General features: G+C 41.8%; 13 protein-coding genes. 8 read left to right on the top strand and 5 right to left on the bottom strand.

The annotated features are described in order from the left end of the window. Nucleotides 1-1,233 carry a HupE/UreJ family protein gene (locus tag ACKWCA_RS18950; protein ID WP_413979805.1) on the bottom strand — a complete coding sequence of 411 codons (1,233 nt, stop codon included), beginning with the start codon at nt 1,231-1,233 and terminating at the stop codon, nt 1-3. Between the two features lie 326 nt (nt 1,234-1,559). Between ACKWCA_RS18950 and ACKWCA_RS18955 the strand changes: the two genes are divergently transcribed. From ACKWCA_RS18955 to ACKWCA_RS18975, 5 genes are all read left to right on the top strand, one after another. After that, the gene (locus tag ACKWCA_RS18955) at nt 1,560-2,630 is read left to right on the top strand and encodes an ornithine cyclodeaminase family protein (RefSeq protein WP_413979806.1); all 1,071 of its coding nucleotides are present in this window, start codon (nt 1,560-1,562) and stop codon (nt 2,628-2,630) included. A 111-nt stretch (nt 2,631-2,741) separates the two neighbouring features. After that, entirely contained in the window at nt 2,742-3,893 is a 1,152-nt protein-coding gene (locus ACKWCA_RS18960; RefSeq protein ID WP_413979807.1) for an acyl-CoA dehydrogenase family protein, read from the top strand. Nucleotides 3,894-3,905: 12 nt separating this feature from the next. After that, complete coding sequence (locus ACKWCA_RS18965; protein ID WP_413979808.1) at nt 3,906-5,471, top strand: amino acid adenylation domain-containing protein; 1,566 nt, start codon at nt 3,906-3,908, stop codon at nt 5,469-5,471. A 4-nt stretch (nt 5,472-5,475) separates the two neighbouring features. After that, nucleotides 5,476-5,703: an acyl carrier protein gene (locus tag ACKWCA_RS18970; RefSeq protein WP_413979809.1), complete on the top strand. Its 228-nt coding sequence runs from the start codon at nt 5,476-5,478 to the stop codon at nt 5,701-5,703. 33 nt (nt 5,704-5,736) lie between these two features. After that, the gene (locus tag ACKWCA_RS18975) at nt 5,737-6,807 is read left to right on the top strand and encodes an acyltransferase family protein (protein WP_413979810.1); all 1,071 of its coding nucleotides are present in this window, start codon (nt 5,737-5,739) and stop codon (nt 6,805-6,807) included. A 78-nt stretch (nt 6,808-6,885) separates the two neighbouring features. Here ACKWCA_RS18975 and ACKWCA_RS18980 read toward each other — a convergent pair whose 3' ends face one another. Then, nucleotides 6,886-10,005 carry a non-ribosomal peptide synthetase gene (locus ACKWCA_RS18980; RefSeq protein ID WP_413979811.1) on the bottom strand — a complete coding sequence of 1,040 codons (3,120 nt, stop codon included), beginning with the start codon at nt 10,003-10,005 and terminating at the stop codon, nt 6,886-6,888. 392 nt (nt 10,006-10,397) lie between these two features. Between ACKWCA_RS18980 and ACKWCA_RS18985 the strand changes: the two genes are divergently transcribed. From ACKWCA_RS18985 to ACKWCA_RS18995, 3 genes are all read left to right on the top strand, one after another. Beyond that, a complete protein-coding gene (locus tag ACKWCA_RS18985) occupies nt 10,398-10,865 on the top strand; it encodes a hypothetical protein (protein WP_413979812.1) in 468 nt (155 codons plus the stop codon). 137 nt (nt 10,866-11,002) lie between these two features. Beyond that, on the top strand, nt 11,003-13,234 hold the full coding sequence (locus ACKWCA_RS18990; RefSeq protein ID WP_413979813.1) for a TonB-dependent receptor: 2,232 nt from the start codon (nt 11,003-11,005) through the stop codon (nt 13,232-13,234). A gap of 128 nt (nt 13,235-13,362) precedes the next feature. After that, the gene (locus tag ACKWCA_RS18995) at nt 13,363-14,106 is read left to right on the top strand and encodes a tyrosine-protein phosphatase (RefSeq protein ID WP_413979814.1); all 744 of its coding nucleotides are present in this window, start codon (nt 13,363-13,365) and stop codon (nt 14,104-14,106) included. A gap of 141 nt (nt 14,107-14,247) precedes the next feature. On the opposite strand, the gene ACKWCA_RS19000 is transcribed toward ACKWCA_RS18995, so the two are convergent. From ACKWCA_RS19000 to ACKWCA_RS19010, 3 genes are all read right to left on the bottom strand, one after another. Next, on the bottom strand, nt 14,248-23,094 hold the full coding sequence (locus ACKWCA_RS19000) for a PKD domain-containing protein (RefSeq protein ID WP_413979815.1): 8,847 nt from the start codon (nt 23,092-23,094) through the stop codon (nt 14,248-14,250). Between the two features lie 357 nt (nt 23,095-23,451). Further along, nucleotides 23,452-25,836, bottom strand: a complete 2,385-nt coding sequence (locus ACKWCA_RS19005; RefSeq protein WP_413979816.1) for a GumC family protein — start codon at nt 25,834-25,836, stop codon at nt 23,452-23,454. Between the two features lie 22 nt (nt 25,837-25,858). Next, complete coding sequence (locus tag ACKWCA_RS19010; RefSeq protein ID WP_413979817.1) at nt 25,859-26,638, bottom strand: polysaccharide biosynthesis/export family protein; 780 nt, start codon at nt 26,636-26,638, stop codon at nt 25,859-25,861. Nucleotides 26,639-26,644 lie beyond the last annotated feature (6 nt).

The raw sequence follows: 26,644 nt of genomic DNA on the forward strand, positions 1-26,644 counted from the left end.
CTATGACCAAAGCCCAAGCGCAACGGCCAATTCACGAATACTCCTTTTCACCATGTGATATACACCGAATCTAATGTCAAGGACTCGTTCTAAAAACCAATATAAAGATATTATGATTAGGATTATAGACCCATAAAGTAGAATTTTATTGTAGATTTTTCGATTTCGCAACAAGAATAAAATCGGAAAAATCATGGCAATAATGACCAATTGCCCTATTTCAACTCCGATATTAAATCCTAAGAGGGAAACGGTCAGAAAATCATTTGTCAACCCCAAATCACCGAGTACGCTGGCAAAACCAAATCCATGGAATAGTCCAAAAATAAAGGCGATAACCCAGTCCCTACCTTTAAAAATAGGTCGTATGTTATGAAACGCGGCTAAGCCTATTGAAAAGGCTATAATCGATTCAACGATTCGGGAGGGCAGATTTACGATTTGCAGGGAGGCTAAGGTCAAGGTAATGGTATGTGCTATCGTAAAAAAGGTGACCACCTTAAGGATGTAATAGAAGGCTGGTTTAAACTCTTGCACAGGTTCCCAATTGGATAGATTGAACCCGGCAGCATCTTTTTTCCTTCGGATTACTGAAGGTAAAATCAGTGCCAATAAAAATAAAATATGATCTAGACCGATCCAAATGTGCCATACTCCTTGCTTGATCATAGCATAGAAGCCTTTCCAAACCGATACATCGGTAAGCGACATCGTTTCGGAAGTATCTCCAGGTCCGAAATCCATAGAAAAATTCATTTCATCGTTGATTACGCCCGCTTTCCAATTGTATTCAGTAATCAAAAAGGCCGCATGCGAATCATCTAGTTCAAAGAACGAGTTGTAGTCGGTTGTCATCTCATCTGGTAATACCTCATCATTATCCAATTCAAAATGGATTTTGACAAAATTTCCCAAGGCTACTTTCTGAACGTCCACTTCACCGGTGTATATGATATTATGATTTCCTAAAGGAGAGGAGAAGGAGGTATTCTTCAACAAATACGCCTTGATTTGTTCTATGTAGGGTTCGATATCCTTTAATTGCAGGTCTTTCGGAAGGTTGGTACCCAATAACTTGTTCAACTCACGGACATTCATTTCAAACCTCCCCTCTATACCTTTACTTTCGTATATTCTCAAGAAGATATAACTCTGATTTACCTCATGCGCTTCGGAGGCATTGGGTACTAAAAATAGGGCCAATAGGACAAAAAGGGACATTAACTTTTTCATAACGGAATACGGGTTTAGACGTTACGCGACATTGAAAATTGACGCGAAAGCTGCGCAATAAAGGAAAAAAGTTTAACAGTTTTAAATATAAACGATAAACGGTTCACTTTTGGTGTCAGGTCCAATATTACTACAAAGTTTGTTTATTATCAGGGGCTTATAAAGGTACCGCAATACAATAAGATGTGAAAATCCATTTTGGTTGCGTGCTGGCAAGAATATGTGACTTTTCATCGAAACAAGGGCAAAATAGTTGATTTTTAATTTGTAAATTACATACATTGCGAGTAAACTGCTGACTTGTTTAGCTGTGTTAAAGAAAGAAAATGCCCTTACAAAAAGAAAAAACACTCATTCTCTCAGGAGATGACGTGATTCGTATTGTCGAAAAGTTCGGAATAGATCGCCTGATGGATTCCTTGATCGAACGTCTAACCAACGCCGTGCATGATTTCGACAAATCCAAAACAGATATACCTATTCGTTCTGGCTTCAACTACCAAACGGAAAATCCTGGTCTCATTGAGTGGATGCCGGTACATAAGAAAGGAAAGGAAGTAGTCATCAAGGTCGTGGGATACCACCCTCAAAACCCTAACAACTTTAATTTACCCACTATTCTATCCTCCATCTCTAGCTATGATACCAAAACAGGCCATCTCAATGGCATTGCGGACGGCGTACTCTTAACAGCCCTGCGAACTGGGGCCGCTTCTGCCGTTGCCAGTAGGTTATTGGCAAAACCGAAAAGTACCGTACTCGGTCTTATAGGATGTGGAGCCCAGGCGGTTACTCAATTACATGCGCTTTCTAGGGTTTTTCAGTTTTCCGAGGTTTTGATCTACGACATTGATCAAAAGTCGATGGACACCTTAAGAGACCGTATTGAAATGCTCGATATCCAATTGGATATCAAGACAGCATCGATAAAAGATATTATCGAGACTTCGGACATTGTTTGTACCGAAACGTCTATTGAGGTAGGTACCGGACCACTTTTTGAATATCACAAGAGTAAACCACATTTACATATCAATGCGGTAGGCTCGGACTTTCCTGGCAAAACAGAACTTCCCAAAGAACTACTTCTCCAAAGTTTTGTATGTCCTGACTTTTTTGAACAGGCTAAAATAGAAGGGGAATGCCAACAACTTTCGGACAGTGAAATTGCTCCTGATTGGGTAGAGGTACTTCAGAACGCTGATGACTATGTTCAGGTCAAGGACCAAATCTCTATTTTTGACTCCACCGGCTGGGCTTTAGAGGATCAGGTCGTTATGGACCTTTTTCTTGATTTGGCCGATGAATTCGATATCGGTTTAGAAGTCGCTATCGAAAATGTCTCTGAGGACGCTAAAAACCCGTATCACTTTTTGACAAAAGCGGTTGAAGTCTAAGATGATTTCCCGTTTTTTTGATTCGTTTACTTTTCGCCCGTTTTACTTTAATTTCGGCCGAAATGATTTCAGTTCAACGCTACCCACAATACAACAAACACCATCGGACCTATGAATTTTTCACTGACCTCAGAGCAATTGGAGTATAAGAACAAAGTAAGTGACTTCGCTTCGGCCAATTTTGGGGGTTCTTATGTGAAGCAAGACAAAGATTGTCTATTCTCAAGAGCAGATTGGGAAAAATGTGCCGACTTCGGCCTTCAAGGCCTAGCCACTACCAAAGCCTATGGCGGCTCAACCGATGATGTTAGTATTCTCACTGCCACCTTGGCAATGGAAGGTTTCGGTTATGGATGCCGGGATAATGGCCTACCCTTTGGATTAAGTGCCCAGATGTGGACCGTGCAATATCCGATTTTAACTTTCGGAACTGAAGACCAAAAGAAGAAGTACTTACCTAAATTGGCTTCTGGTCAGTGGATCGGGTGCCATGCACTAACCGAACCCAGTTCAGGATCCGATGTTTTCAGTATGGAAACTAGTGCCAAAAAAGTTGAAGGAGGGTATCTCTTAAACGGTACCAAGCGCTACATCACTTTCGGACCCGTCTCAGATGTCATATTGGTTTTTGTAAAAACCAATCCAAAATTAGGCAAGTGGGGCATGAGCGTTTTCATTGTTGAAAAAGGCATGAAAGGCTTTACGGCAGGACCAAACAGGCCAAAAATGGGATTGCGAACGGTACCCTTTGGCGATTTGTTTTTTGAAGACTGCTTTGTTCCCGAAGAGAATTTGTTGGGACCAATCGGTGCAGGTTGGGCGATAACCAATAGCTCGCTCGAACACGACCGCTGTACCATACTTGCCGGACAATTGGGTGCCATGGAACATCAACTTGAGGAAACCATAGCGTTTGTAAAACAAAGGGAACAATTCGGAAAAAAAATAAGTCAATTCCAGTCGGTTTCCAACAGGGTCGCCAATATGAAATTAAGACTGGAAACCTCAAGATTGCTACTCTATAAAGTGGCTTGGCTCAATAGTGTAGGAAAGTCTTCAATGATGGAATCTGCCCTGTTAAAATTGCACCTCAGTGAAAATTTTGTGGAATCGAGTCTTGACACGATACGAAATCACGGGGGCGATGGCTATATTTCCGAAAATGAAATCGAGAGAAATCTCCGTGATGCCGTTGGTGGGGTCATTTATGCAGGTACTTCTGATATCCAGAGAAACATCATCGCAAAACTTTTAGGCCTTTAGCCACTCGTATTTATGCTGTTTACGCTCCCACATATCATTCAGAACTCGGCCCGCTCGTTTCCAGAGCAAGATGCTTTCCGTTGTGGAAGAGATTCTATGTCTTATGGGGAACTTGACAAAAAAACGGATCAGCTGGCATCTCACTTGATCATGAAAGGCGTCCGTAAAGGAGATCGTATCGGTGTGTACATGGAACGCTGTTTGGAAACGGCACTCGCCGTTTATGGCATCATGAAGGCCGGAGCCGTTTATGTTCCTTTAGATCCTAGCGCACCACACGCCAGAACCCGATTTTTGTTAGCCGATTGTGGTATCAAACATGTCACAACTACGGCAAAACAACGCAGGAAAATAAAGGCTATTTTAGAAACGGAAACAAATCTTGAATCCCTTATTGGAATCGATGCGGATTTGACTATTCCATCTGTATCTTGGGATGTTATTTTCAAAATAGACTTGAGCACCTATCAACCAGTAAAAATTATCGAATCTGATTTGGCATATATCATGTATACGTCAGGCTCTACGGGTGCCCCTAAAGGTATCATGCACACCCATCATAGTGGGCTCAGCTATGCCAAACTTTCGGCTCAGGTCTATAACATAACGCTTACCGATCGAATAGCGAACCATGCTCCTTTGCATTTTGACATTTCAACTTTTGGTTATTTCTCCGGACCGCTGGCAGGGGCGACCACAGTCATTATTCCCGATGCGCATACAAAACTTCCGGCGAGTCTTTCCGCCTTGATGGAACAGGAAAAAATCACCATATGGTATTCCGTACCCTTGGCCCTGGTTCAGCTATTGCTAAACGGAGTGCTTGATGAACGTGATTTATCACCATTGCGTTGGGTCTTATACGGAGGTGAGAATTTTGTTCCGAAATATATGCGAGAACTCATGGGATTGTGGCCTAGTGCTACATTCAGTAACGTCTATGGCCCGGCAGAGGTGAATCAATGCACATATTACCATCTAAACACTCCACCTGAAACAGATGAGCAAATTCCCATCGGAAAAATCTGGGAAAATACGACCTATAAAATCCTTGGAGAGGACAACTCACCAGTACCCAAAGGCACCTCAGGAGAACTTCTCGTGCGTTCCGCGACCATGATGAAAGGCTACTGGAATAACAATGTACTCACAAAAAAGGCGTTATACACTGAGCACATAGCTCCTGGAGTCGAACATGTATTCTATAGAACTGGTGATCTGGTAAAAGAGGATGAGCAGGGTAATCTCATATTTTTGGGAAGGAACGATCGACAGGTGAAGCTACGAGGATATCGGGTTGAATTAGACGAGGTAGAGGCAGTTTTAGGCAAGCACGACAGCGTTGAGGAAGCCGCCGTTTTTATCTTAGAAAATGAAAACAACGAAAAACAAATCGCTGCCGCTATTATCGGGACAAAGGAGATAGAACAATCAGCAGATCATTTGATCGCTTTCAGTAAAACGTATTTACCACCATATGCAATACCCAATCACATATATTTTCTTCAAGACTTCCCGAGAACCAGTTCAGGCAAAGTGAAACGTTCGGAAATCGTGAAGAGTCTAATCCAGAGATAATGATATGAAAGATATTCTTTTAAAGTACATAAATGAGCAATTTCAGGCCGATGACCCCATCGAGGCCCAGGACGACTTGCTTGGTGAAGGCATTTTAGATTCGTTGGGAATGATGAAATTGATCCTCTTTATCGAAACAGAGTTCGAATTGAAAGTTCCGCCCCAAGATATGACCATCGAAAACTTTATGAGCATAGATGATATGGCCACCTATATTTCCAATAGGAAATAGTTTCTATTCAACTGTTCTTCAAGAAAATTGGAAATGCGTCCCAGACTAACCGAATTAGATGGCTTAAGGGGTATAGCGAGTTTAATGGTCGTATTGTACCACTATCCTGGAAGATACTTGCACCAAGACTTCTACGACCTCTTTTTTATAAGAAAGGCATATACCTTCGTAGACTTCTTTTTTGTACTCAGTGGCTTTGTAATAGCCTATAACTACAGTTCGCTCGTATCTTTTCAAGAGTTTAAGGTCTTTTATAAAAAACGGTTTATTCGACTCTATCCGATGCTCTTTTTCTCCGTACTTGTTTACTTTTCATTTCGGGTATTCGCTATTTATTTTTTTCCATCTGTTGTAGATTCCAATACGAACATTGAGGGATTGGTAATGAAGACCTTGGATTCGCTGCTTTTCACAAATTCGACCCCAATTTTAGGTTCGACCACAGGCCTCAACCTTCCTTCATGGTCTATTTCTTCTGAAATGATCTCTTACTTCGTATTTGGTATCATAGCGCTTATTTCCAATCTTAGAGTAAAAAATAGCATCTACTTGGCGCTCACACTGGTGTCCGGTATCATCTTGTTCAACCTTGGAACACTATTCAAGTTAGGGGACTACGGATTTATCAGAGGTCTTTTTTCTTTTCTGCTAGGGTATTTCGTTTGGAAAATCAGTCTTGAGAACTTCAGATTGAAGAATTATCTCGAATATGCGATTCCATTTTTAATTGTTGCATGTCTTTATATCCTGTCCATAACCCAAGAAAAAGGTACCGGTCTACTTTTCGAATTCGTGGTTCCCGTGGTTTTTGGATTAGCCATTCTTATCATTGTAAAGGCTGACGGTTTTCTTTCTAAACTTCTAAATAGCGGACCGGTTCAGTTTTTAGGTAACATCTCCTATTCGTTATACCTGAATCATTTTTTAATCATTCTCGTAGTGCCGCAACTACTTTTTAAGTTTTTAAAACTGGAAAATAATGGATTCAACCAATTTTCTGTTTTTTGCGTATCCTTGGCTATATCGGTCATGTACTCATACCTCACCTACAAGTATATCGAATTGCGTTTTAGTAGCATCTTAAAAAAGTATTTCCTGCGCTAAAACAATTGTAAATTCACGGATATTTCTCGATTCTATATGCAAGACCTCTACAACTTGTTTTGCACAAAAAATGGAGGACTACTGAGATAATAATTCGATTATTTTTTTCTTGACGTATGCGGCATATGTCCTTACGGTCGGATAGTCGAATACCAAAGTTATCGCAAGATCTAGCTCAAAAGCGTTTTTTAAGCGAGAGGTAATAGTCATGGCATTCAACGAATTGCCTCCCAAACGAATAAAGTTTTCATCGACCCCTACCCTATCCAATTTTAAAATTTCCATCCAGGTATTGGCAACAATTTCCTCAAATTCATTCGTCGGAGCTTGAAATGTTTCACTCCCTTTTTCTTTTTCAATCGAATGAACGGGTATTTTTTTCCTGTTTATCTTTCCATTGGACAACAGCTCAAACTCTTCTAAATGAACAAAAAAGGATGGAATCATATAACTGGGAAGTGACCGTTCCAATACAGCGATTATATCCTCATCGCTACTAACCTGACCGGTATAGTGTGCTACCAAATACGCTTCGCCCGTTTTCGTTTTTCCAAGATGCACTATAACTTGCGTAATGCCTTCAAGCCTTTCAATGGTCTTTTCAATTTCACCCAACTCTATACGTTGACCCCTTAGTTTAACTTGCGTATCGATTCTTCCCAAATAATCAATAGCTCCATCATGTCGATATCTAGCCAAATCACCTGTTCTGTACATAATGGCATTTTCATCCAAAGAAAAAACGTCTTGAACAAAACGTTCTTTTGTCAGTACTTCGTTGTTCAAATATCCGTGTGCCACCTGTGATCCCGTTATATAAAGTTCACCAATCGCACCTATTGGAACCCTATTCAAACCATTGTCCAAAATATAAAGCTGCGTGTTCGATACGGGATAACCAATCGGGATATGCTCACCGACCTCACCTCTTTTGCAGTGCCAATGGCTCACATCGACGGAAGCCTCAGTAGGGCCATAGAGGTTATATACCTCGGCATCAAGAAGGTGATGTGTCTTTTTCACGGCGCTGACCGAAAGTACTTCCCCGCTACAAAATATTCTTTTGAGACTTCTACATTTATCAACACCTTGGGTGGCATTGAATATGTTCAACATTGAAGGAACAAAATGAATTACCGAAATATCATGATCAACAACAGATTGAATCAATCTCTCGGGATCTTTGTGCTCATCCGGCTCCAATATCACTAGGCCCGCACCTTGCCGCAAGGGCCAAAACAGCTCCCAGACTGAAACGTCGAAGGTAATGGGTGTTTTTTGTATCAGCATGTCATTCTCCGAAATCGGATAGGCATCGTTCATCCAATTCAAACGGTTACAAATACCCCTATGATGGCATTTAACACCTTTGGGCGCACCGGTACTCCCCGATGTATAGATGACATACGCAAGGTCTTCAGGAGCATTCATCACTTCAGGCCGAGTGGAATCCATTGCTGAAATCTCTTGCTCGATCGTGTTCTGATGATAACAAATCGTGATGCCTGTAGTACGCTTCTGAATTTTGTCGTGATTCAGTAATAGTATCTTGGTTTTTGCATTTTCTAGAATAAAATTCAATCGTGCGGTAGGCGTCAGTACATCAATCGGTAGGTAGGCGGCACCTGCCTTCAGAATGCCATAGATATAGACCATCATTTCTATAGATCGTTCTAGACTGACTGCCACAATATCATTTTTTCGGACCTTATTTTTAATCAAAAAATGAGCTACCTGATTCGATTTTTCATCTAGTTGGGCATATGTCAATTGTCGATTTTTGAACCGTACTGCCACACGTTTTGGGGTGTCTTGTACCTGCTTCTCAAATTTCGAAAGCAATGTTTCGCTCGTTCCATAAGTAACTTCGGTGTTGTTCCACTCCTTGAGCTGCTTGACCTCTGTTTCCGTAATTATGGATAACTCTTTGATTTTTTGATCTTTATTTTCAATCAACGCATCGATAACCTGAATGTAATGCCGACCTATATCATCCATTTGATTTTTGGGAAAAACGGCATCGATAAAGTCAAACAGCAACTGAAAACTTCCGGTCTTATTAAAATCATGGATCTGTAATCTGATATGGTGATTAGCGTCGACATGGTCAGATAATAGCCAATGACATTCCGTTGGCAGTCCCGCAAAATCGTTAAAAGTGGTTGGGGTGAAATTCATCACCACATTGAATGAACTCAATAAGTCGATTGGCGGCTTACCGACCATCGCGTTCTTCACGACGTCTAGCGACTCGTTCTTCATATATAGATACAATCCGAACAAGGTGGCTTCCTCATCAATTTCAATATGGGTAGGCAACAACTCCATTAGCAATCCGACAATGTTTCGCTCCGCCTTCGTTGTTCTATTATGAAAAGGTACACCTATTGCGAACTCTTCTTTGTTACCAACTTTATAGAGCAAAGTCGCTAAGGCCGTTAAGAAAAGATTTGACAAAGCCAATTCAGGGGTCCACGACCTAATGCCGTCCTCAAGGATAAGCTGATACAGTTTTTCAGTTCTGTCCTTCCCCAAGTCGAAATTTACTCTTGTAGCTTTACTGCTATTACTCTTGGGTCTAAGACCGTATAGCGCTAGAGGCTCGTGGGCAAGATCTGATTTGCTCTGCCAATATGGAGTAGGCTGCTCTTGGTATTTAAATGGATTGGCCGCAGCATATTCTTTAAAGCTATAGGTACTTTTACCGGGCTCTTGATGCGTCTTCAAAATGTTTTGATAGTGCCCATTTAGCGCATCATAACACTTTTGGGTCGACCAAGCATCGGTAATCAAATGGTGTTGATTAAAATAGAAGATGAATTTGGTATCATGTAGTTTGAAAAGCACCGCTTGATATAGCAACTCGTCTATTTCAAATACGTTCCGTTTATTGACAGCTACCCAATCAAGATAATCTTGGTAAGCGTGAACCGAATTCGAAAAATCATAGAATACTAATGGGTTTTCGACGCGAGAGTGGTAAACTTGCCTCGGAATATCTTCCGTAATGCTGACAGATGATCGCAATACCTCGTTTTCGTTTACGACCTTAGCAAAGGCCTCCTGAAAAGCTTCAGTCACTATCTTACCTTCAATCTCAAATGAGAAAATCATGTTGTACAAAGGGTCGGCAGGGGAAATCTTCTGACCGGTCCAAATCAACATTTGGCTTTTCGTAAAGCTAGTACTTTGGGACATTATCAACTTCTATTAAATAAACCAGGGACATTGCTCAATTATTCTAGGCTATATGAAAATACGTTTTCACATATTAAAAAAACGAATACCCTGAAAACCTAACGCACACTTCATCCAATTCGTTTAATTTATTCCAAATTCTTAGGAAAAAGTCAAAATCGAGCTTGTTTTCCAAGGCCACCTCTATATGGAAAATGCAGAGCATTTTCAGTATGTACTTAAATCTGGTTCTTTTTCAATGGATTTTCAACGAAAATAAGTACCATTCACCCAATAAATGTACCCTTGCCATAGTATTTTTCAATAACTCGGTTTAAATTCTTTCTTTTGTTCCTATAAACATGACTTAATAATCGTTTGCCATGAGCTGATGATTTGCGAAGTAACCCTGCATGAAACCAGTCCCAAAGAAAAAAGCTAAAGTACAGCTGATCAAAATATTGGCGATGACGATGAGTATTTGCTATTTGGCTAATCCATTGCAACGACAAATCAATATAGTACTTCATGAACTTTCTCATGGTCTAGAATTACCTAGTCACGTGCTATCGCATGAGAATACCACCAACATGACTTTCATGGCTGATAGTCATCACTCGCACGGTAAGAGCATAACGGATCATACACACCATCTGATCGATTTTCTTGATACCCTATTCGAGGCATCGAATGAAGATCAGGGTTCAGAAGACCCCTTGTTCTTAAAATCAAAGCTCGACAAGCATCTTACATACTACGAACTACTACTGCCCTCATATTTCGAGATAGCAATGCTCAAATGCTTTATACCTCCAAAGGGCTTACAAACCCAAGGACTGTTTAAAGACCTAGACCACCCTCCTCAATACCTTTTAGGTTAGCACCAAGGTAGAGCGTTCAAGATATTTCTCGAGCGTTTCACTCCCATTATCAATACACACATCAGGTACACGATCTATCCGAAACGTCTCTCGGATATACCGGCTATGCCCTGTTTTACAATTAAAAAAAAAATACAATGAAAAATTTACTTTTATATATTTTTTACTTCGGTCTACTTCATACTTTGAGTGCACATGAGCTCAGTGGAACGGTGGTAGATGAGAACAATTCACCTATTGAAGGGGTTGGTGTCTTCAATAAGACTACAAATGGATACACCTATACCAATGTTTCCGGATACTTTGAGCTGGACGATATTTCAGTCGGAGATTTGATTATCTTCAATAACCTAGGTTTTAAGAGCCAAGAAATCACGATTACCGAAAATGAGTTGGATGCGACTATCAAAATCACTATGGTCGAATCCGTTGTGTCTCTCGATCAGGTCGTATTGGTTTCAAAGGTCAATGCACTGAGTCAGTTTGTCAATGTGGATGTCAAGGCCAATCCTGTGAAATCGTCACAGGAAATACTCCGTAAAGTTCCAGGTCTAATCATTGGACAACATGCCGGAGGGGGAAAGGCAGAACAGATATTTCTCAGGGGATTCGATATCGACCATGGTACCGACATCACCATTGATGTAGACGGTCTTCCGGTCAACATGGTATCGCATGCCCATGGACAAGGCTATGCCGATATGCACTTCATCATTCCCGAAACTATTGACAACATTGACTTTGGAAAAGGTTCCTATTATGCAAAAAAAGGTAATTTCAACACAGCCGGCTACGTTGATCTCAAGACCAAAAAGAAAATCGAAAACAACCAACTATCTCTCGAAGCCGGTATGTTCAATACGATACGTTCCGTGGGGATGTTCAAGATCACTGAAGGTGATATGAGCAATGCCTATGTGGCCTCTGAACTGGTTTTGACCGATGGGGCATTTGAATCTCCACAGAATTTCAATCGACTCAATCTAATGGGCCGATACAATTTCAACAATCGGGAAGATCAAGACCTTACCATTACCCTGTCACACTTTCAAAGTAAATGGGATGCTTCAGGACAGATTCCGCAAAGAGCGGTAGATCAAGGTTTGATAAATAGGTTTGGGGCCATCGATGATACGGAAGGTGGTAATACCAGCAGGTCTAACTTCCTGGTGAACCACACCAAGCAATTAGATGAGCATGCCAGTGTAACATCAAAGGCCTATATCTCTAAGTATGACTTTGAGTTATTTTCGAACTTCACCTTCTTTTTAGATGATCCGGTAAATGCGGATCAAATCAGACAGAAGGAAGATAGAACCATAATCGGTGCGGAAACCAAATACAATCATTCTGTGCATGTCGGTGATCATGATTCACAACTAAGTTATGAGACCGGGGTAGGTTTCCGATATGACGATGTCAATGACGTGCAGTTGTCCAGAACCAAGAACCGACAAGAACTTTTAGAACGTCTGGCGTATGGAAACATTGATGAATTGAATGGTTATGGCTTTTTCGATCTAACCTACAAAAAGAACAATTGGACGCTCAATCCTGGAATTCGTATGGATTATTTCAAATTCGACTACGTCAACCTATTGACAGAGACTTACGATAGCCAAAGTGAAAGCAAGGTCTTTTTTGGTCCTAAATTCAATGTGATTTACGGTGCATCCGATAAACTACAGGTGTACGGAAAAACAGGTATCGGTTTTCATTCGAATGACACCCGTGTCGTAGTTGCCAATAGTGGAGAAGAAATTTTACCAGCTGCATACTCTGCTGATTTGGGCGCTATTTTCAAGCCTACGAACAAACTTGTACTAAACGCGGCTCTTTGGAGCTTGTTTTTGGAACAGGAGTTTGTGTATGTCGGTGATGCTGCCATTGTAGAACCTAGTGGGAAGACAAGAAGGTTAGGAGTTGACTTTGGTTTTCGATACCAATTGACCGATTGGATGTACGCAAATGCCGATGTAAACTATACTTTGGCCAGAAGTACGGAAGAACCCGACGGGCAAGATTTTATCCCACTTGCACCGGACTTGACTTCCTCTGGCGGATTGTCATTTACGGATATTGGAAATTTTACCGGGGGAATCAGTTATCGATACATAAAAGATCGACCTGCAAATGAGGATAATTCCATCGTTGCACTCGGATATTTCATCACCGATTTAAACGTGAACTACAACTGGAATAATTGGACTTTTGGTGTCATCGTTGAAAATCTTTTTGATCAGGAATGGAACGAAACGCAGTTCGCCACGGAAAGTAGATTGTTGAATGAGCCCACCTCTTTCGAAGAAATACACTTTACACCGGGAACGCCATTTTATTTGAGAGGAAAAATCAGTGTTACCTTTTAGATACCTATACATTACAAAGTAAAAGGCCCAAAGTAATGTACTTTGGGCCTTTTATTTTTCCGTATGTACTAAAGTCAAAAAATCAGTGTTACTTTAATGTAGTATTTTTACACACCAAACCAATATGCATGATTAGCTTCTTTACCAAGAAAACGTATTTGGTAGACCTTCTCGAAGGCTTTACGGATATCCACAACCATATTCTTCCTGGTATTGATGATGGTGCTCAAACTGTTACCGAGTCTAAGCAACTTCTAAAGTCTTTTTCAGAATTTGGGGTGCAAAGCCTGGTATGCACTCCCCACATCATGCATAATTACCATGACAATACCCCAGTAACGATAAAGACCGCCCTAGCCTATCTCAAGAATGAACTGATTCAGGATGGTCTAAATGGCATCACCATCGACGCGAGTGCCGAACATATGATCGATGACAATTTTGAAGCGATTCTTGCCAAAAAACAGGTTTTGCCCCTGGGCCGCGATTATCTACTTATTGAAATGAGTTATCTACAACCACCGATAAATTTCGATTCGGCCATAGAAGCTATCGGTCGCAACCGACTCTTTCCGATATTGGCCCATCCTGAACGCTATAGTTTCCTTCATAATAGAACACGTAGGTTCATGGAGTATAAAGAGCTGGGAATCCAATTTCAGGTAAACATGCTTTCTCTTGGAGAGTATTATGGCAAAGAGGTATTTAAAACGGCCAACAAGCTCATAGAAGAAGGCATGATAGACTTTATTGGCTCTGACGTTCACAATATGGAACATATCAATGCACTGAAGAAAGTAACGCTATCAAAGAAAATGGTTGAGCAGATCGAAGCGATCATCGATAGAACGACCTACTTCTTCTCTATTTAAGGTGTCCTTAACGCGTTGTGTTTGAATAAAAGCCTTTCCTTCAGCTAGAAACATTTCGAATAATCGATAAAAAGAACAAATCGTAAACAAAAAGGCCAGCTTTGAAGCTGGCCTTTTTCAATAAAATCTTTATGCTCAAATTTAATTGGCCACCAAGAGCTTGAGTAATGTAGATTCTCCATCGCTCATCACCACTCTTATCAGGTATACTCCATTTCTAAACGCAGCAATCGGAACTTCATACATACCACCGACTTCGATACTTTCCGCCACATGTCCGGCGACATAGCGACCACCGATATCATGTACCGTGATATTCATTACGTCCACATTTTCAGGGAGATTTACCACAACTATGCGTACTACTCCCCCATCATCAGGGTTTGCAGGGTTTGTTTCCAAAATTATGTCCATTGTAGAACCTGCGGTTACGACTATATCAATTGAAGCGGTATTGGTCGTTCCATCGGCATCTGTGACCGTCAAACTAGCGCTATAAGTACCAGGCAAGGTGTAAATATGCTGTGGGTCTGCTTCCGTTGAACTATTTCCGTCTCCAAAGTCCCATGAATAACCTGTTATCGCAACACTACCGGTTGACCCGCTTCCTGTAAAATTAACAAGTAGCGGTGCTCCACCTGTCAAGGGGTCTGCTTCCACTACGGCAAATGGTCCTGTACCTACTAAAATCTGTACAGTTGCGGTGCCGGTCAAACCTTCCCCATCTGTTACGGTCAATTCAACATCGTAGATTCCTTCCGTCGTAAAAATATGACTCGGATCTGCCTCGGTCGAGGTCGAACCATCCCTGAAATCCCACGCATAGCCCACGATACCCTCGTCATCGGAAGAATTACTTCCGGTAAAAGAAACGGTCAATGGCGCTTCACCAGCAGTAGGTGTCGCTTCAGCAAGAGCGGTAGGAGCTTGATTCCCCATCTGTCCGACGGTTATCGTCACCGTCGCCATATCCGTAAGACCATCTACATCGGTAACCGTTAATTCGACCTCATACGTTCCCTCAGCGGTAAACGTATGGGTTGGATCAGCATCCGTGGAGGTATTGCCATCCTTGAAATCCCATGAATACCCTGTGACACCCACATCATCTGTAGAATCACTACCGGTAAAGGTCACCTCTAGCGGAGCATCACCTGAAAGTGGCGTAGCCGTAGCAACAGCCGTTGGCGCCACATTTCCATTGTCCGGAAGAACAGTGATCATAATTTCATCAAAACCTGTCGCGTTCTCATCATCCGTTGCTGTTAACCTGAAAATATATGCACCCTCAACCAAATTACTTGCCACAAGGTCCGCGGACATATCACCAGTTAAGGTAGCGACGCTAGGTCCACTTACTTGGGTCCATTGATAAGATACGATTGCTCCACCATCTGGATCAGTTGCCGTTCCATTTATGGTTACGCTATTCGTGGGTAATGCAATCGTCTGATCGGTTCCAGCATCAACTATCGGAACTCGAGTCTCAATGACCCCAATACCCGAAATTTTTGGATTTTCTACTACAGAGGTCAAGGTTATGGTAAGACTACCATCAGTCACGTTTATCGATTTAAAGTCTTCGATAATCGCAGTAGCACTACCTCCAGCGGCGGCAACAATATCGTAATTCGTCAACTGCCCCTGCCCATTTTCAACATCTACGTTGAAAATCCTTGAGCCTACACCACCACTTGCACCATCACCTGGTACTCCGAAAAACAGTTCGGCGAAGTGCAAATCAACATTATACGCTCCGGCAAATTGCACCGGAATCTCATAGATCAAAGAGTTACTACCTGCTTTGAAACGTTCCGTTTGATACAATTGGTCATTCTCGGTATTGGCAATCGGGATCGGATTCGGAAAAGTACTTCCTGAATTAAAATAGTCATCAGCTATCCAATCTGTACCATCGAAGCTAAACGCCGGACCTCCAGAATTGATAAAAAGGGTGGTAGGCTCCCCAACCACGGATATGGTTACCTCGTCAGTTGCGGTCGCTGCCTCATCATCAGTTGCTGATATCCGAAATACATAATCCCCTTCAACCAATCCACTAATTTCAGGGTCTTCAATGTTCGCATCGTTAAAAGTTGCTGTATTCGGACCACTGATCTGGGTCCATTGATACATTGCTATTGCTCCACCATCAGGGTCATATGCACTACCATCAAGGGTGAGCGGTGTATTATCAATGGATAAGGCAATATCATCTCCGGCGTAAACCGTTGGGTCAGACAGATTCGTGGGCAGTAAAACTTCAATCCCACTTATTTTCGGATTCTCTAAAACCCCTGTTAAAACGATGGTCAAATTACCATCGTTGACAGTAATATCTTGGAAATTCTCGACTACTGCTTTACCACTTCCGCCAGCGGCGGCAACGATGTCATAATTATTAACGACGCCCTGGTTGCCTTCAATATTGATATTAAAAATTCTTGACCCCACACCACCTGCAGAACCTGATCCCGAAACCCCGAAGAACAATTCTGCAAAATGCAGGTTAACCGTGTAATCACCAGATGCTACCGGTATCTGATACGTAATATTACCAGACCCTGCGAAACGTTCACTTTGATACAATTGATCATTACCTGTATTCGCTATCTGTATATTATTGCTGAAAACAGACCCCCCTACGAAGTAGTCGTCCGCTAGCCATGTTTGACCATTGTAAGACAATGATGGTCCACCGGTATTGATTCTAAAGTCTCCATCGGTGGCCGGATCACGAACTATAATTTCTTTCGTTGCAATAGCGGTATTATTATCGGTGTCTTCAACGGTTAATTGCACCTCATAAATACCTGGAGTTGCAAATGTATGGACCGGGTCTGCAATGGTTACTGGCAACGACCCATCCATAAAATCCCATGTGTAACTATTTATTCCAACATCATCAGTAGAAGAACTTCCAGTAAAGGTTACTTCTAATGGGGCGAAACCATTATCAGGTGTTGCGGTGATAACAGGTATGGGATCACCAACAGCACCAACATACCAAATAAAATCGGTGGTAGCGGTTGTTGGAGGTGAACTATTATCAGTAACCGAAATCGACACATTGTACGGGCTGTTTACCGAAGCTCCTTCCCCAGCGGTGCGCTGAGACTCAGGGGCCGAGGTTAATTGTCCATCGGTATAGTCAGGACCATCCAACTTATATAGCGCCATTTTATCGATAGCATGCCCTGCGGAGCGCTCGGAAACCTCCATGGTATACGTTCCCGGGTTTACAAACCAAACATAGATATCGTGCTCGTCAAAATCACTTGTGAAAGCTTGCCAGTCGTATACTTCCGCACTTCCACCTACTCTAAAGATCTTAAAGAATCCGTTACTTCCATTACCTTCGGGTGTCGTTTCTGGAGTAATTCGACTACTTCCTTTTGGAAAGACAATATTCGTAAAATTACTCGCCTGAAGATTTGAAATTAAAGTGGCCTCGTCACCGGGATCACCTTTGTATCCAAAAAACCAAACATCATTGGTATTCGGGAATTTCAACCAGTTATCGTTTTCATCAGTGGATGATGAACCTGAGTAAAAATTCCTCCAGTTAAAACGATAGACTCCAGGTGTTGTAATAGTAATGTCATAGGGAATTGTACCTCCATTTTGGGTACTAAAATGATTAGAGCCGGCAATGATACCTGTGGCACCTCCTGCAGTTGTGGTGGTCCAGGAAGTTTCAAGCGTGCCTGATTCAGCCTCTAAAATGACCAGACCGTTGTCCTCTTCAAATGGCCCTACTCCTGCTCCGCCGTTTGAAATTGTGCCTGATATCAATCCTGTCGTCGGATTGATGGTTAGCGTTGGTGGAAGATTGCTCGCACTGTAATTTGAAGCTGCATTTGCCTGAACTTGTAGAGATACTACATCCCCTTCGTTATTGTTTTGATCGCCAATGGCGTCTAGACTTAACGAATTATCAAAGTTAGCCACGTTTATAGTGGTAATAGAATCATCACCGTGTTCAATAGTCAAAACCGCACTTCTATTAGGACCCGTTCCAGAAAGGGTAATTTGAAGGATATGAGATGAGTTGGCATTCAACAATTGATTGGTCAATTCACCGCTATCTATACTGAAATCAGCGGCATTGGGTCCGGATAACTGCATTGATTTTACGAAAATTCCTTCATTTCCGTTTGTCACGTTCAACAAAATATCTTCCGTTATACCATCCGCAATAATCACATTGGTAGCTGCGGCCAGATTACTTGCTAAACTGGGCGTACCTACAGGGGTATCGAAACCAAAAAACTCCATGTTCTTCTGATTACCACCGGCTTTGACAGGAGATCCGCCAAGTATAAATATACCCCCTCCAGACGTAATTGCCTGGGTTCCATGCCTTTTGTGATTCAAATCTTCAATTCTCGACCATGCCTGGGAAACGGGGTCATATTCTTCCGTAATCTCCAAGGCGTCGTTGCGATTAACACCGTATACGACCTCGTTTTCAACTTCACCACCGATAACGACCAGCTTATCGTTGAAATTAACAGCTGACGCCCCCCCTCTTGGAGTGGGTAAATTCTGTCCTGAGGGAAGCGAACTCCAAGACCCGGCGGTAAAATCGTAAACATCTACTTCTGCAATTGTAGGCGCAAATACACCTCCTGGCCCACCGGAAAGTCGACCTCCGGCGAGATAAAGCTTGTCATCGATAACCGCAGCGCTAAAATGATCTCTAGCTCTTGGTGCATCAACAAGAGGCGTCCAGATTCCCGTCGCAGGATCATATTCATCAAACCACGGTACATAACCACCGTCATGACCATCGGTATTACCCCCGACTATATAAAACTTGTTGTTATAAACGACCAATCCTGTGGAACCTCGTTTTCTAGCATCAGGTATTGGTGGACCTTGAATCCAGTCATTCGTTGCCGGATCAAAAATCCATATAAAATCAGCTGGTTCTTCAATAGGAAAAGTGTTGTCCTTAAAAGCTCCTATAATCCAAATAAGGCCTTGGTATTCAGTAGCCTGAAAATGATTGAATTCTTGGGGAGCGGAATTAGCCAAATTGACCCAAGTATCATTTTCATAATCATAGACGTCAACGCCTGTAGCATTCTCACGACCTCCCATCAAGTAAAATTTATCCCCTGCCTGTACAAAGGAGCACTCGTGTCTAGCTGTATAGTTCTCATCTTCATCTTTATCGACCCAAACATTTTCGCCAATAATCCATTCAAAATTCAATGTTTCGATATCTCCTGAATCGGCGTCGCTATCATCGACAGTTATCGTTACGCTGTATGGGCTGTTCAAATCTGCATTGGCAGCTACTGTTCCTCCAATCTGACCATTAGTGGGTTCAATAGTAACTCCGGCGGGCAACCCTGAGGCGGAAAACTGAAGGTTACCATCTCCCCCGAAAGCATTCACTCCTAAACTTCCATCCAGAGCTTGTCCAGGATTATTGAACTGATTTGCAACGGGATTTAAATAAATAGGGGTGTCATCATTATCGGCATCAAGAATTTCAATCGCATTGATCAACGGGTTTTCAATTGTTCCGTGCAAGAAAGACACATCAACTGATCCATCGGTAACTTTTAATGTATGGGTAATAACCGTTCCGGTCTGATGACCATAGGTACCTGATAAATCAATATCGTTCAATAAGGGCAATACAACCCCTTCTATCTCGGCATCAAAAATACGATCTCCAGCCTGCGACGTCCCAGCAAAACTGTTCGCCATATAGAGACGTACCTCGTAATTACCATTTTGGGCCACAGGAAACGAGTACATCATATTTGGGGCACCAGTGTTTGCATCAAAACGTTCAGAGGCAAAAATTTCCACTGGCGTGGTAGATTGATCTATCGAGCCATCGAAAGGAATATTCGTAGAAGAAAATACTTGATTCGTTCCAGCTACCGAAAGGTATTGCGAAGAATTGGTAGGTGTATCTCCTTCCCAATTCAGCCCCCCATCGATAGCATTGATTTCATTCCCTCCGCAATTCACTCGATAAAGCACTATTGGACCATCAACGACGGTTACCGTAAAGCTATTGTCAACAAAAAACGAGTCGTTATCGGTTGCCCGAATCGTGATATTGGAAACCGCCGGGGACGCTGGGAAAATTAGGTTCAGGTTATCACCGGAAACTGTGGCTCCTATTGCAGTATTACTATTTTGAAAAACGGTATATGTCAAATTAGCAGTGCCCTTATCATCAAGAAAATAATCATTCAAATCGATACTCTCATTAGCCGCATTAATCGAACGCGTGATGTTCGGTAGTTGCTGGCTAACAACGGGCTCCTCTCCAAACACATTGAGAAAATCCCAGGTGCCTTCTAGTTCTACGCCTGTCGCACCTGAAGTACCTATAAACCCAACAGCTAAATCTTGACTCGCCTGTTGTATGGCCGTAAGTATGGCACCTTGGGCCATAATGGTTCCCACAGAAGATCGAACTCCCCCATCAATAGCGTATTCTAAATCAACTTGACCTGTTGAAGGATCTACCACGAAATAAAAGACGATGTCATTTGATGGTCTATTTGCAATAGAAATCGGAATATTTATAGGTGTTTGCGGCACATTTCCGATTTCCTGCAGGGCAGTGATACCATCCTTAGTCAGCACCATCTTGATATAATTTTCCTGTGTTCCATCACCTATGAAATGGCCGAGCTCTCCATTTGGAGCTGAGGCATTACCATAGATACCCAAAGGTACATCGAGTCCTATTAGATTACCGAAAACAGTGAACCCACCAGTTGCTGTACTGGTTTGTACTCCGTATTGATACCCTTTTTCCTGGGTGTCTGTTCCGGCCAAGGCCGTTCCTGAAGTCATATGGGAAGTCATCAACCCCGGTGCTCCCCCCAAAACATCGTCAGGGTTAGGACCAGCCCCTTCGACATCGAGCCAGTCCTTCCAGTTGGCCCCAGTATCCCCGTTATTCATGAGACCTGTCATACCCAAACCAAAAATACCTCCTAATCCCTGCTGGCTATTGAATAAGTCATTGTTAATGGGAATAGAAAAAGCATCACTGCCCGCAGTATCGGGGTCACCTAACTGAAAAGGGTCAAGGGCATCTGGAATACCATCCGAGTCGTCGTCAAGGTCATTTAAATCCGAAATAAATGGAGCTCCTTGACTTTTATCAAAGTCTAATGGTTGAGAACCACCATTACAGGGGTCCGTACCGTTATCTTCCTCATCTTGATTGGTATAACCGTCATTATCATAATCGGCATTGGCATCATATCCAGGTTGCCCGGGGTCAATACAATTAACAGCCACATCTGGTTCAAATACTACAATACTACCTGAAATTGTCCCTGCCCAAATAGTTCCTGGAAAAATTTGGCTATCACCGTTGGCAGTCAACCCCAAAACAAATCCACCACCGCCGACACCCGATAAAAATGTTTGGTCTAAATCGGCCAAAGTACCGTTGGCATTCAATTGGACTCGCCTTATATTTCCGGCATCATGGCCTGCGAGCAGATTACCTTTCAGGGCCCCTCCAAAATCTGAAGCAGTATATTCAACAATCGGATTTGTATTCGTAGTCCAAATCGCGATTTCTCCATCTACCGGACCATCAGGATTTGGAAGTCCAGGACCTCTCCAATCTCCCTCATCCGGATTTGCGTCCAAAACCGGCAGTGGAGGCCAATCCGCTGGTAGGGCTTGTGTAATATCGTCCGTAGTACCAGGGGAAGAAGTATCCGGGTCATATTTCAGTGTTCTCCAAACCGCACCGGTATTACCATTCGCATTAGGTGCCACATATAAACCAGCACCAGCAGGGTTAGCCCGTGTAGGATTAGGGTGTCCTCCATAATAGCTCCCGGGAACATACGACTGTAAATCGGTGGTTACCAATTGAAGGTGATCTTCGTTATTAATTTGTTCTCCGCCAGAGGGTGAATTACTACCAGGTTCACTGGGATCATATTCATTCGTCACATTTAAGGTTCCTTCATTGACAGGAAACCCTCCCCATGAACCATTTGCTCCATTGTCAGTAACATATAAGGCCCCCGACTCTGTAACTACCAAATCATAAGCATTTCGATATCCTGGTGAAAAAATCTGTACTGGTCCGCCCGGAACAATTATGGCCTGGTTTAGACCATCATTTCCCCCAAAAGGATCGTTGATGTCTTCCCCGGTATAGCCGACTGCATCAGGATCTGTAATTCCATTTACATTTGTCCTTGTTGGGTCGTCCAATGTGGGCAGATCATAGATATAACTTCTTCCACCATCGGAAAGAACCGGCAAAAGATCCAAGGCATCCAAATCAACCGACAAAATAGCTCCGGAAAGCGCATACTCGCAGATATATACAAAATTGGTAGAGGGTCCACCAGCATTGGTAAATCCTCCTGAAGCTACTAGCAAATAGTCAACACCATTTATGGTGGTCAGTTGTAACCCGTTCGTAGAATGATTTTCTTCTGACCTTGGAAGGCCTCTTACCAAATCGACCACATCCCAATTGCTTCCGTTGAATGTAAACCGCGTGATAACCCCCGAATTGGTATCCAATCCGACATCACCATTACCACCACCTTCGCCAGCCCCAATTCGAATGTCACTAGAGCTTACATAAATGATCGGGTTTACTGCTGTTCCTGCCACTGTCAAACCTGTTATCTGACGTTGCACACTATTATGAATAGTACCATCGTCATTATGGTCATCCATAGTTCGGATTCCATTCAAGTTCTGGGCATCAGTAACCACGTAGTTATTGGAGGCATTTTTTTGAATTGTCAATACCTTGATAAAACCCGACTTATAGTCGGCAGTGTAGAGTTTCCCATCAGGACCGAATTCCATAGCAGTAACACCTGCTAAAAATGTAGTTCCATCCAAATCCAAATCACTTTGATTGAAATTAATCTGGGCATGAAGCTCAGATACCAAAGTGCCCAACAACAAAAAGGCCCATATAAAAACACTAAAAGTCTTTAGGTAGAATTTTCTCATAGTTCTTTAATTTATAGCAATTTCAGGCTCTATGTGAATCAACGCATAAATCTTTCGCCAAAGATAAAGTAATAACAACTAAAGATGTAAATACCCTAACTGTTTTCGTCTAATAATGGGGGTTTATCGTTATACTGTCGAATTGCTTCTACTAAGCCTATTCCAATTTGAGAAACATAAGTTATATTCGAAATCTTCCCCATAGACTAAACAGCTTGTTAATTGCCTAATTTAGTTACGTGCAATTTTATAGAATGGTTCAGTACTTCAGTTTTTTTGTCTTCAAAATAGAACTTCTGGGCACAAAAAAAGCCTTGAAAAGATTTCAAGGCCCTATTTTTTAATCTTTTATCGGGATCAAAACTTCCACCATTTTTTTTGACTCTTGCCGTAACCATAACCGTATTGGCCGCCATAACCCAAATCTGAATTCTTGACATCATTAACAACAAAAGTAAGTCCTTTGATTTTGCCTTCCTCCTGTAACTTTAATGGATAACCAACTGCCTTACTTTCAGTTACACCTGCTCGAGTAACATATATCAAATGATCAGCGTATTCCGAAATCAAAAGCGTATCGGTTACCACCATAAGGGGTGCTGTATCTACAATGACGTAATCATACTTGGCCGAGACTTCATCAAAGAGCTCCTTGATTCTTGAACTCATCAAAAGTTCAGCAGGATTGGGAGGAATTCTACCAGAATAAACAACATCTATAGTATTATGATGAACGAGCATTGGATTGATAATGTCTTTACTAGTAAGTGTATTGTCATACAGGTATTCCGTTAAACCGGCATCCTTATTCCTACTAGGTTTGGACATCTTGTCAACATTACTGCCGGTAAAAAAGGTATAAATCTTCGGATTTCGAATATCAGCACCGATTAGAAGTACTTTTTTATTGGTACTGGCCAAAATCATGGAAAGATTGGTAGACAAGAAGGTTTTTCCCTCACCTGGCACACTTGATGTCACAAAGATGATGTTGTTTTTCGCTCCAGGAGATTGCTTTGTCTTTATAAGATAATCTAGATTAGTTCTTATGATTCGAAGTGATTCCGCCAATACCGAACGATCTTCTTTAATGACCAATTTATCTTCTTTCCTTGAAAGTTTTGGTATTTCACCTAGTACCGGCGTATCTGTTGTCAGTTTTTCTAAACTATTCATGTTATGCACTTTGTTGTCTAACAAGTCATGAGCATAGATTGCGGAAAATGGCACCAATAGTCCTAAAATCAAAGAAGCTAAATAAACGACCTTTCTTTTCGGTGAGACAGGTATTCTACTTACGTTATAGGCGTTGTCGATAGTTTTAGATTTCGCCGAGGTTGAGGCCACCGCAATTTGAGCTTCTTCTCTTTTGGTCAACAGATAAAGGTATAGTTCTTCTGTGGTTTGCTGCTTTCTGGTTATATCACGTAAAGCTCTTTCATTCTTTGGGGAGGAATATATTTTTGAATTGAATCTTGCTTGTTGCCCACTTAAAGAATTAACGGTCAATTCTAAATTACCAACTGAATTGGTCAAACTCGATTGCATACTTCGCTTGAGCCCATTAATTTGCTGGTCTAGATTGACGATGACAGGGTTCTTCTCATTGGAACTTTTTAATAAGCGTTTCCGTTCTTGAACCAACTGATTATAACGGTCGGTAGTACTAGCAATTGTTGGATCACTTAAACCAATGTTGGTAGGCAAAACCTCATAACCCTGTTGTTCATCCAAGATATTTTTCATTGAAGCCGCCATGTTCAACTGATTTCTGGCCGCAGCCAATTCTTGTTGATTGACCACCCCGACATTCAAATTGACACTAGTCTCCGCAGCAATATCGGTCACTCCTCTTTCGGTTTTGAAATCTTCTGCAGATTGATCAACACTTGAAAGATTTGAAGCTATATCGGCGATTCGGTCGTTGATAAATCTTTCGGTACGATCAGCGATTTCCTGTTTATCGTCAACTGCATTTCTGTTATAGGTGCGAATCAGTGCATCAACTATGTGTATTGCACGCTCTTTGATAGGGTCTTCTAAACGGATATCTACGATGTTCGAAAGCTCATCGGTATTTGAGATGACCGTTTTAGCCTTATATCCCAAGGCTACCAAATCTAACGGAAGTACAGAAATCTGTAGTTTCTTATCCTTATAATTCTCAAAGCTACCTACGTTCGGAGTGATTACAATATCCCCTATTGGGGTCTGAACGTTTTTTCCAAAAGAATAGACCTTCACCGGTTTATCCTCTTCTTCGCTATATCCAAAAGTCGTTGACGAAGATAAGGTGACGAAAAACTTAAAATCCGCATTATTGATTATGGAATCCTCCGCAATGAAACTTAGATTAATCGGAGGGTTTCTATAAATCTCTGTATTCTTAACGTTACCTAATACCTTGATTTTCGTATTAAGTTTTAATTCTTTAACTACTTCAATAAAATTGGAGCGTGAACCTATAAGTTCTATTTCATCCGCAACCTTATTTTTGACAGAACCAAAAACGCTAAGCTCCTGAAAAAGATCTAAACCTGAACCCGTATTGTCATCTTCAAGAATCTGGATTTTGGCCATGGCGGCATATTCAGGCGTAGCGTACCTTAGATAAACTGTAGCTAACAAGATAGCCAACAGCGCAGATAACACAAACCATTTCCAGTGCTTCGTATAGCCCGAAATAAGCTCTTTTAAGTCGATATTCTTTTCCTTTAAGTTATTGGGGTTCACGTTCATCATCCACAATCTTTAATTTACCTATCTACTGTCGAGTAATCAGTATTACCGTTGCCGTAATCAAGGTTGATGCAATGGATATTGCTATTGTAGCTCTATTATCTAAACTTGATGAAGTAATAGCCGATTGATTGGGCTCTACATAGACCACATCATTTTGTGTCAAATAATAGACCGGTGAGCTCATGGCTTCTTTCTTGGTCAAATCAATTCTGGTATATACTTTGGTACCATCAAAATCACGGATAACCATTACGTTTTCACGTACGCCCTTGACTCCTAAATCCCCAGCCATGCCTAAAGCCTCTAAAATGGTAATACGTTCGCCATTGACCGGATAGGTTCCTGGGCGTTTTACTTCCCCGAGAATCGTGACAGTAAAGTTCTGTAATCGAATATTGATAATAGGATCTTTTAGATAATCTTCAAGTTCCTTTCGCAAAAGAACCCTTACCTCTTCGGCAGAGAGTCCAGAAATTTTGACCTTGCCTATAACCGGGAAATCGATTTCACCATCTTTGTCAATCAAATAATCGACTTGTTGTGGTTGTATCCCTCCTTCAGAAGCTCCTCGAAATAAATTAAAAGGTGCACTTGCTTCAGGGTCTAAAGTAGAAACATGAATGTTAACCAAATCATCAACCTTAAACTTCGGAGTGAAACTGTTCTTGTCTACTATGGTTTCAAAACTCCCGGTATTCTGAAAATACACAACGTCCTTCTTTGAGGCACAGGATGCAGATAGTAGCACTACTAGGGGAATTAAATAAAGTGAATTTTGAGAGAATAGGTTTCTACGAATCATATTGGA

The organism is Maribacter corallii (assembly GCF_047345415.1).
Classification (GTDB): Bacteria; Bacteroidota; Bacteroidia; order Flavobacteriales; family Flavobacteriaceae; genus Maribacter_C.

Excerpts from the sequence above, each read along its gene's own strand:
- ACKWCA_RS18950 (WP_413979805.1), bottom strand. The coding sequence starts at position 1,233 with ATGAAAAAGTTAATGTCCCTTTTTGTCCTATTGGCCCTATTTTTAGTA.
- ACKWCA_RS18955 (WP_413979806.1), top strand. The coding sequence starts at position 1,560 with ATGCCCTTACAAAAAGAAAAAACACTCATTCTCTCAGGAGATGACGTG.
- ACKWCA_RS18960 (WP_413979807.1), top strand. The coding sequence starts at position 2,742 with ATGAATTTTTCACTGACCTCAGAGCAATTGGAGTATAAGAACAAAGTA.
- ACKWCA_RS18965 (WP_413979808.1), top strand. The coding sequence starts at position 3,906 with ATGCTGTTTACGCTCCCACATATCATTCAGAACTCGGCCCGCTCGTTT.
- ACKWCA_RS18970 (WP_413979809.1), top strand. The coding sequence starts at position 5,476 with ATGAAAGATATTCTTTTAAAGTACATAAATGAGCAATTTCAGGCCGAT.
- ACKWCA_RS18975 (WP_413979810.1), top strand. The coding sequence starts at position 5,737 with ATGCGTCCCAGACTAACCGAATTAGATGGCTTAAGGGGTATAGCGAGT.
- ACKWCA_RS18980 (WP_413979811.1), bottom strand. The coding sequence starts at position 10,005 with ATGTCCCAAAGTACTAGCTTTACGAAAAGCCAAATGTTGATTTGGACC.
- ACKWCA_RS18985 (WP_413979812.1), top strand. The coding sequence starts at position 10,398 with ATGAAACCAGTCCCAAAGAAAAAAGCTAAAGTACAGCTGATCAAAATA.
- ACKWCA_RS18990 (WP_413979813.1), top strand. The coding sequence starts at position 11,003 with ATGAAAAATTTACTTTTATATATTTTTTACTTCGGTCTACTTCATACT.
- ACKWCA_RS18995 (WP_413979814.1), top strand. The coding sequence starts at position 13,363 with ATGATTAGCTTCTTTACCAAGAAAACGTATTTGGTAGACCTTCTCGAA.
- ACKWCA_RS19000 (WP_413979815.1), bottom strand. The coding sequence starts at position 23,094 with ATGAGAAAATTCTACCTAAAGACTTTTAGTGTTTTTATATGGGCCTTT.
- ACKWCA_RS19005 (WP_413979816.1), bottom strand. The coding sequence starts at position 25,836 with ATGATGAACGTGAACCCCAATAACTTAAAGGAAAAGAATATCGACTTA.
- ACKWCA_RS19010 (WP_413979817.1), bottom strand. The coding sequence starts at position 26,638 with ATGATTCGTAGAAACCTATTCTCTCAAAATTCACTTTATTTAATTCCC.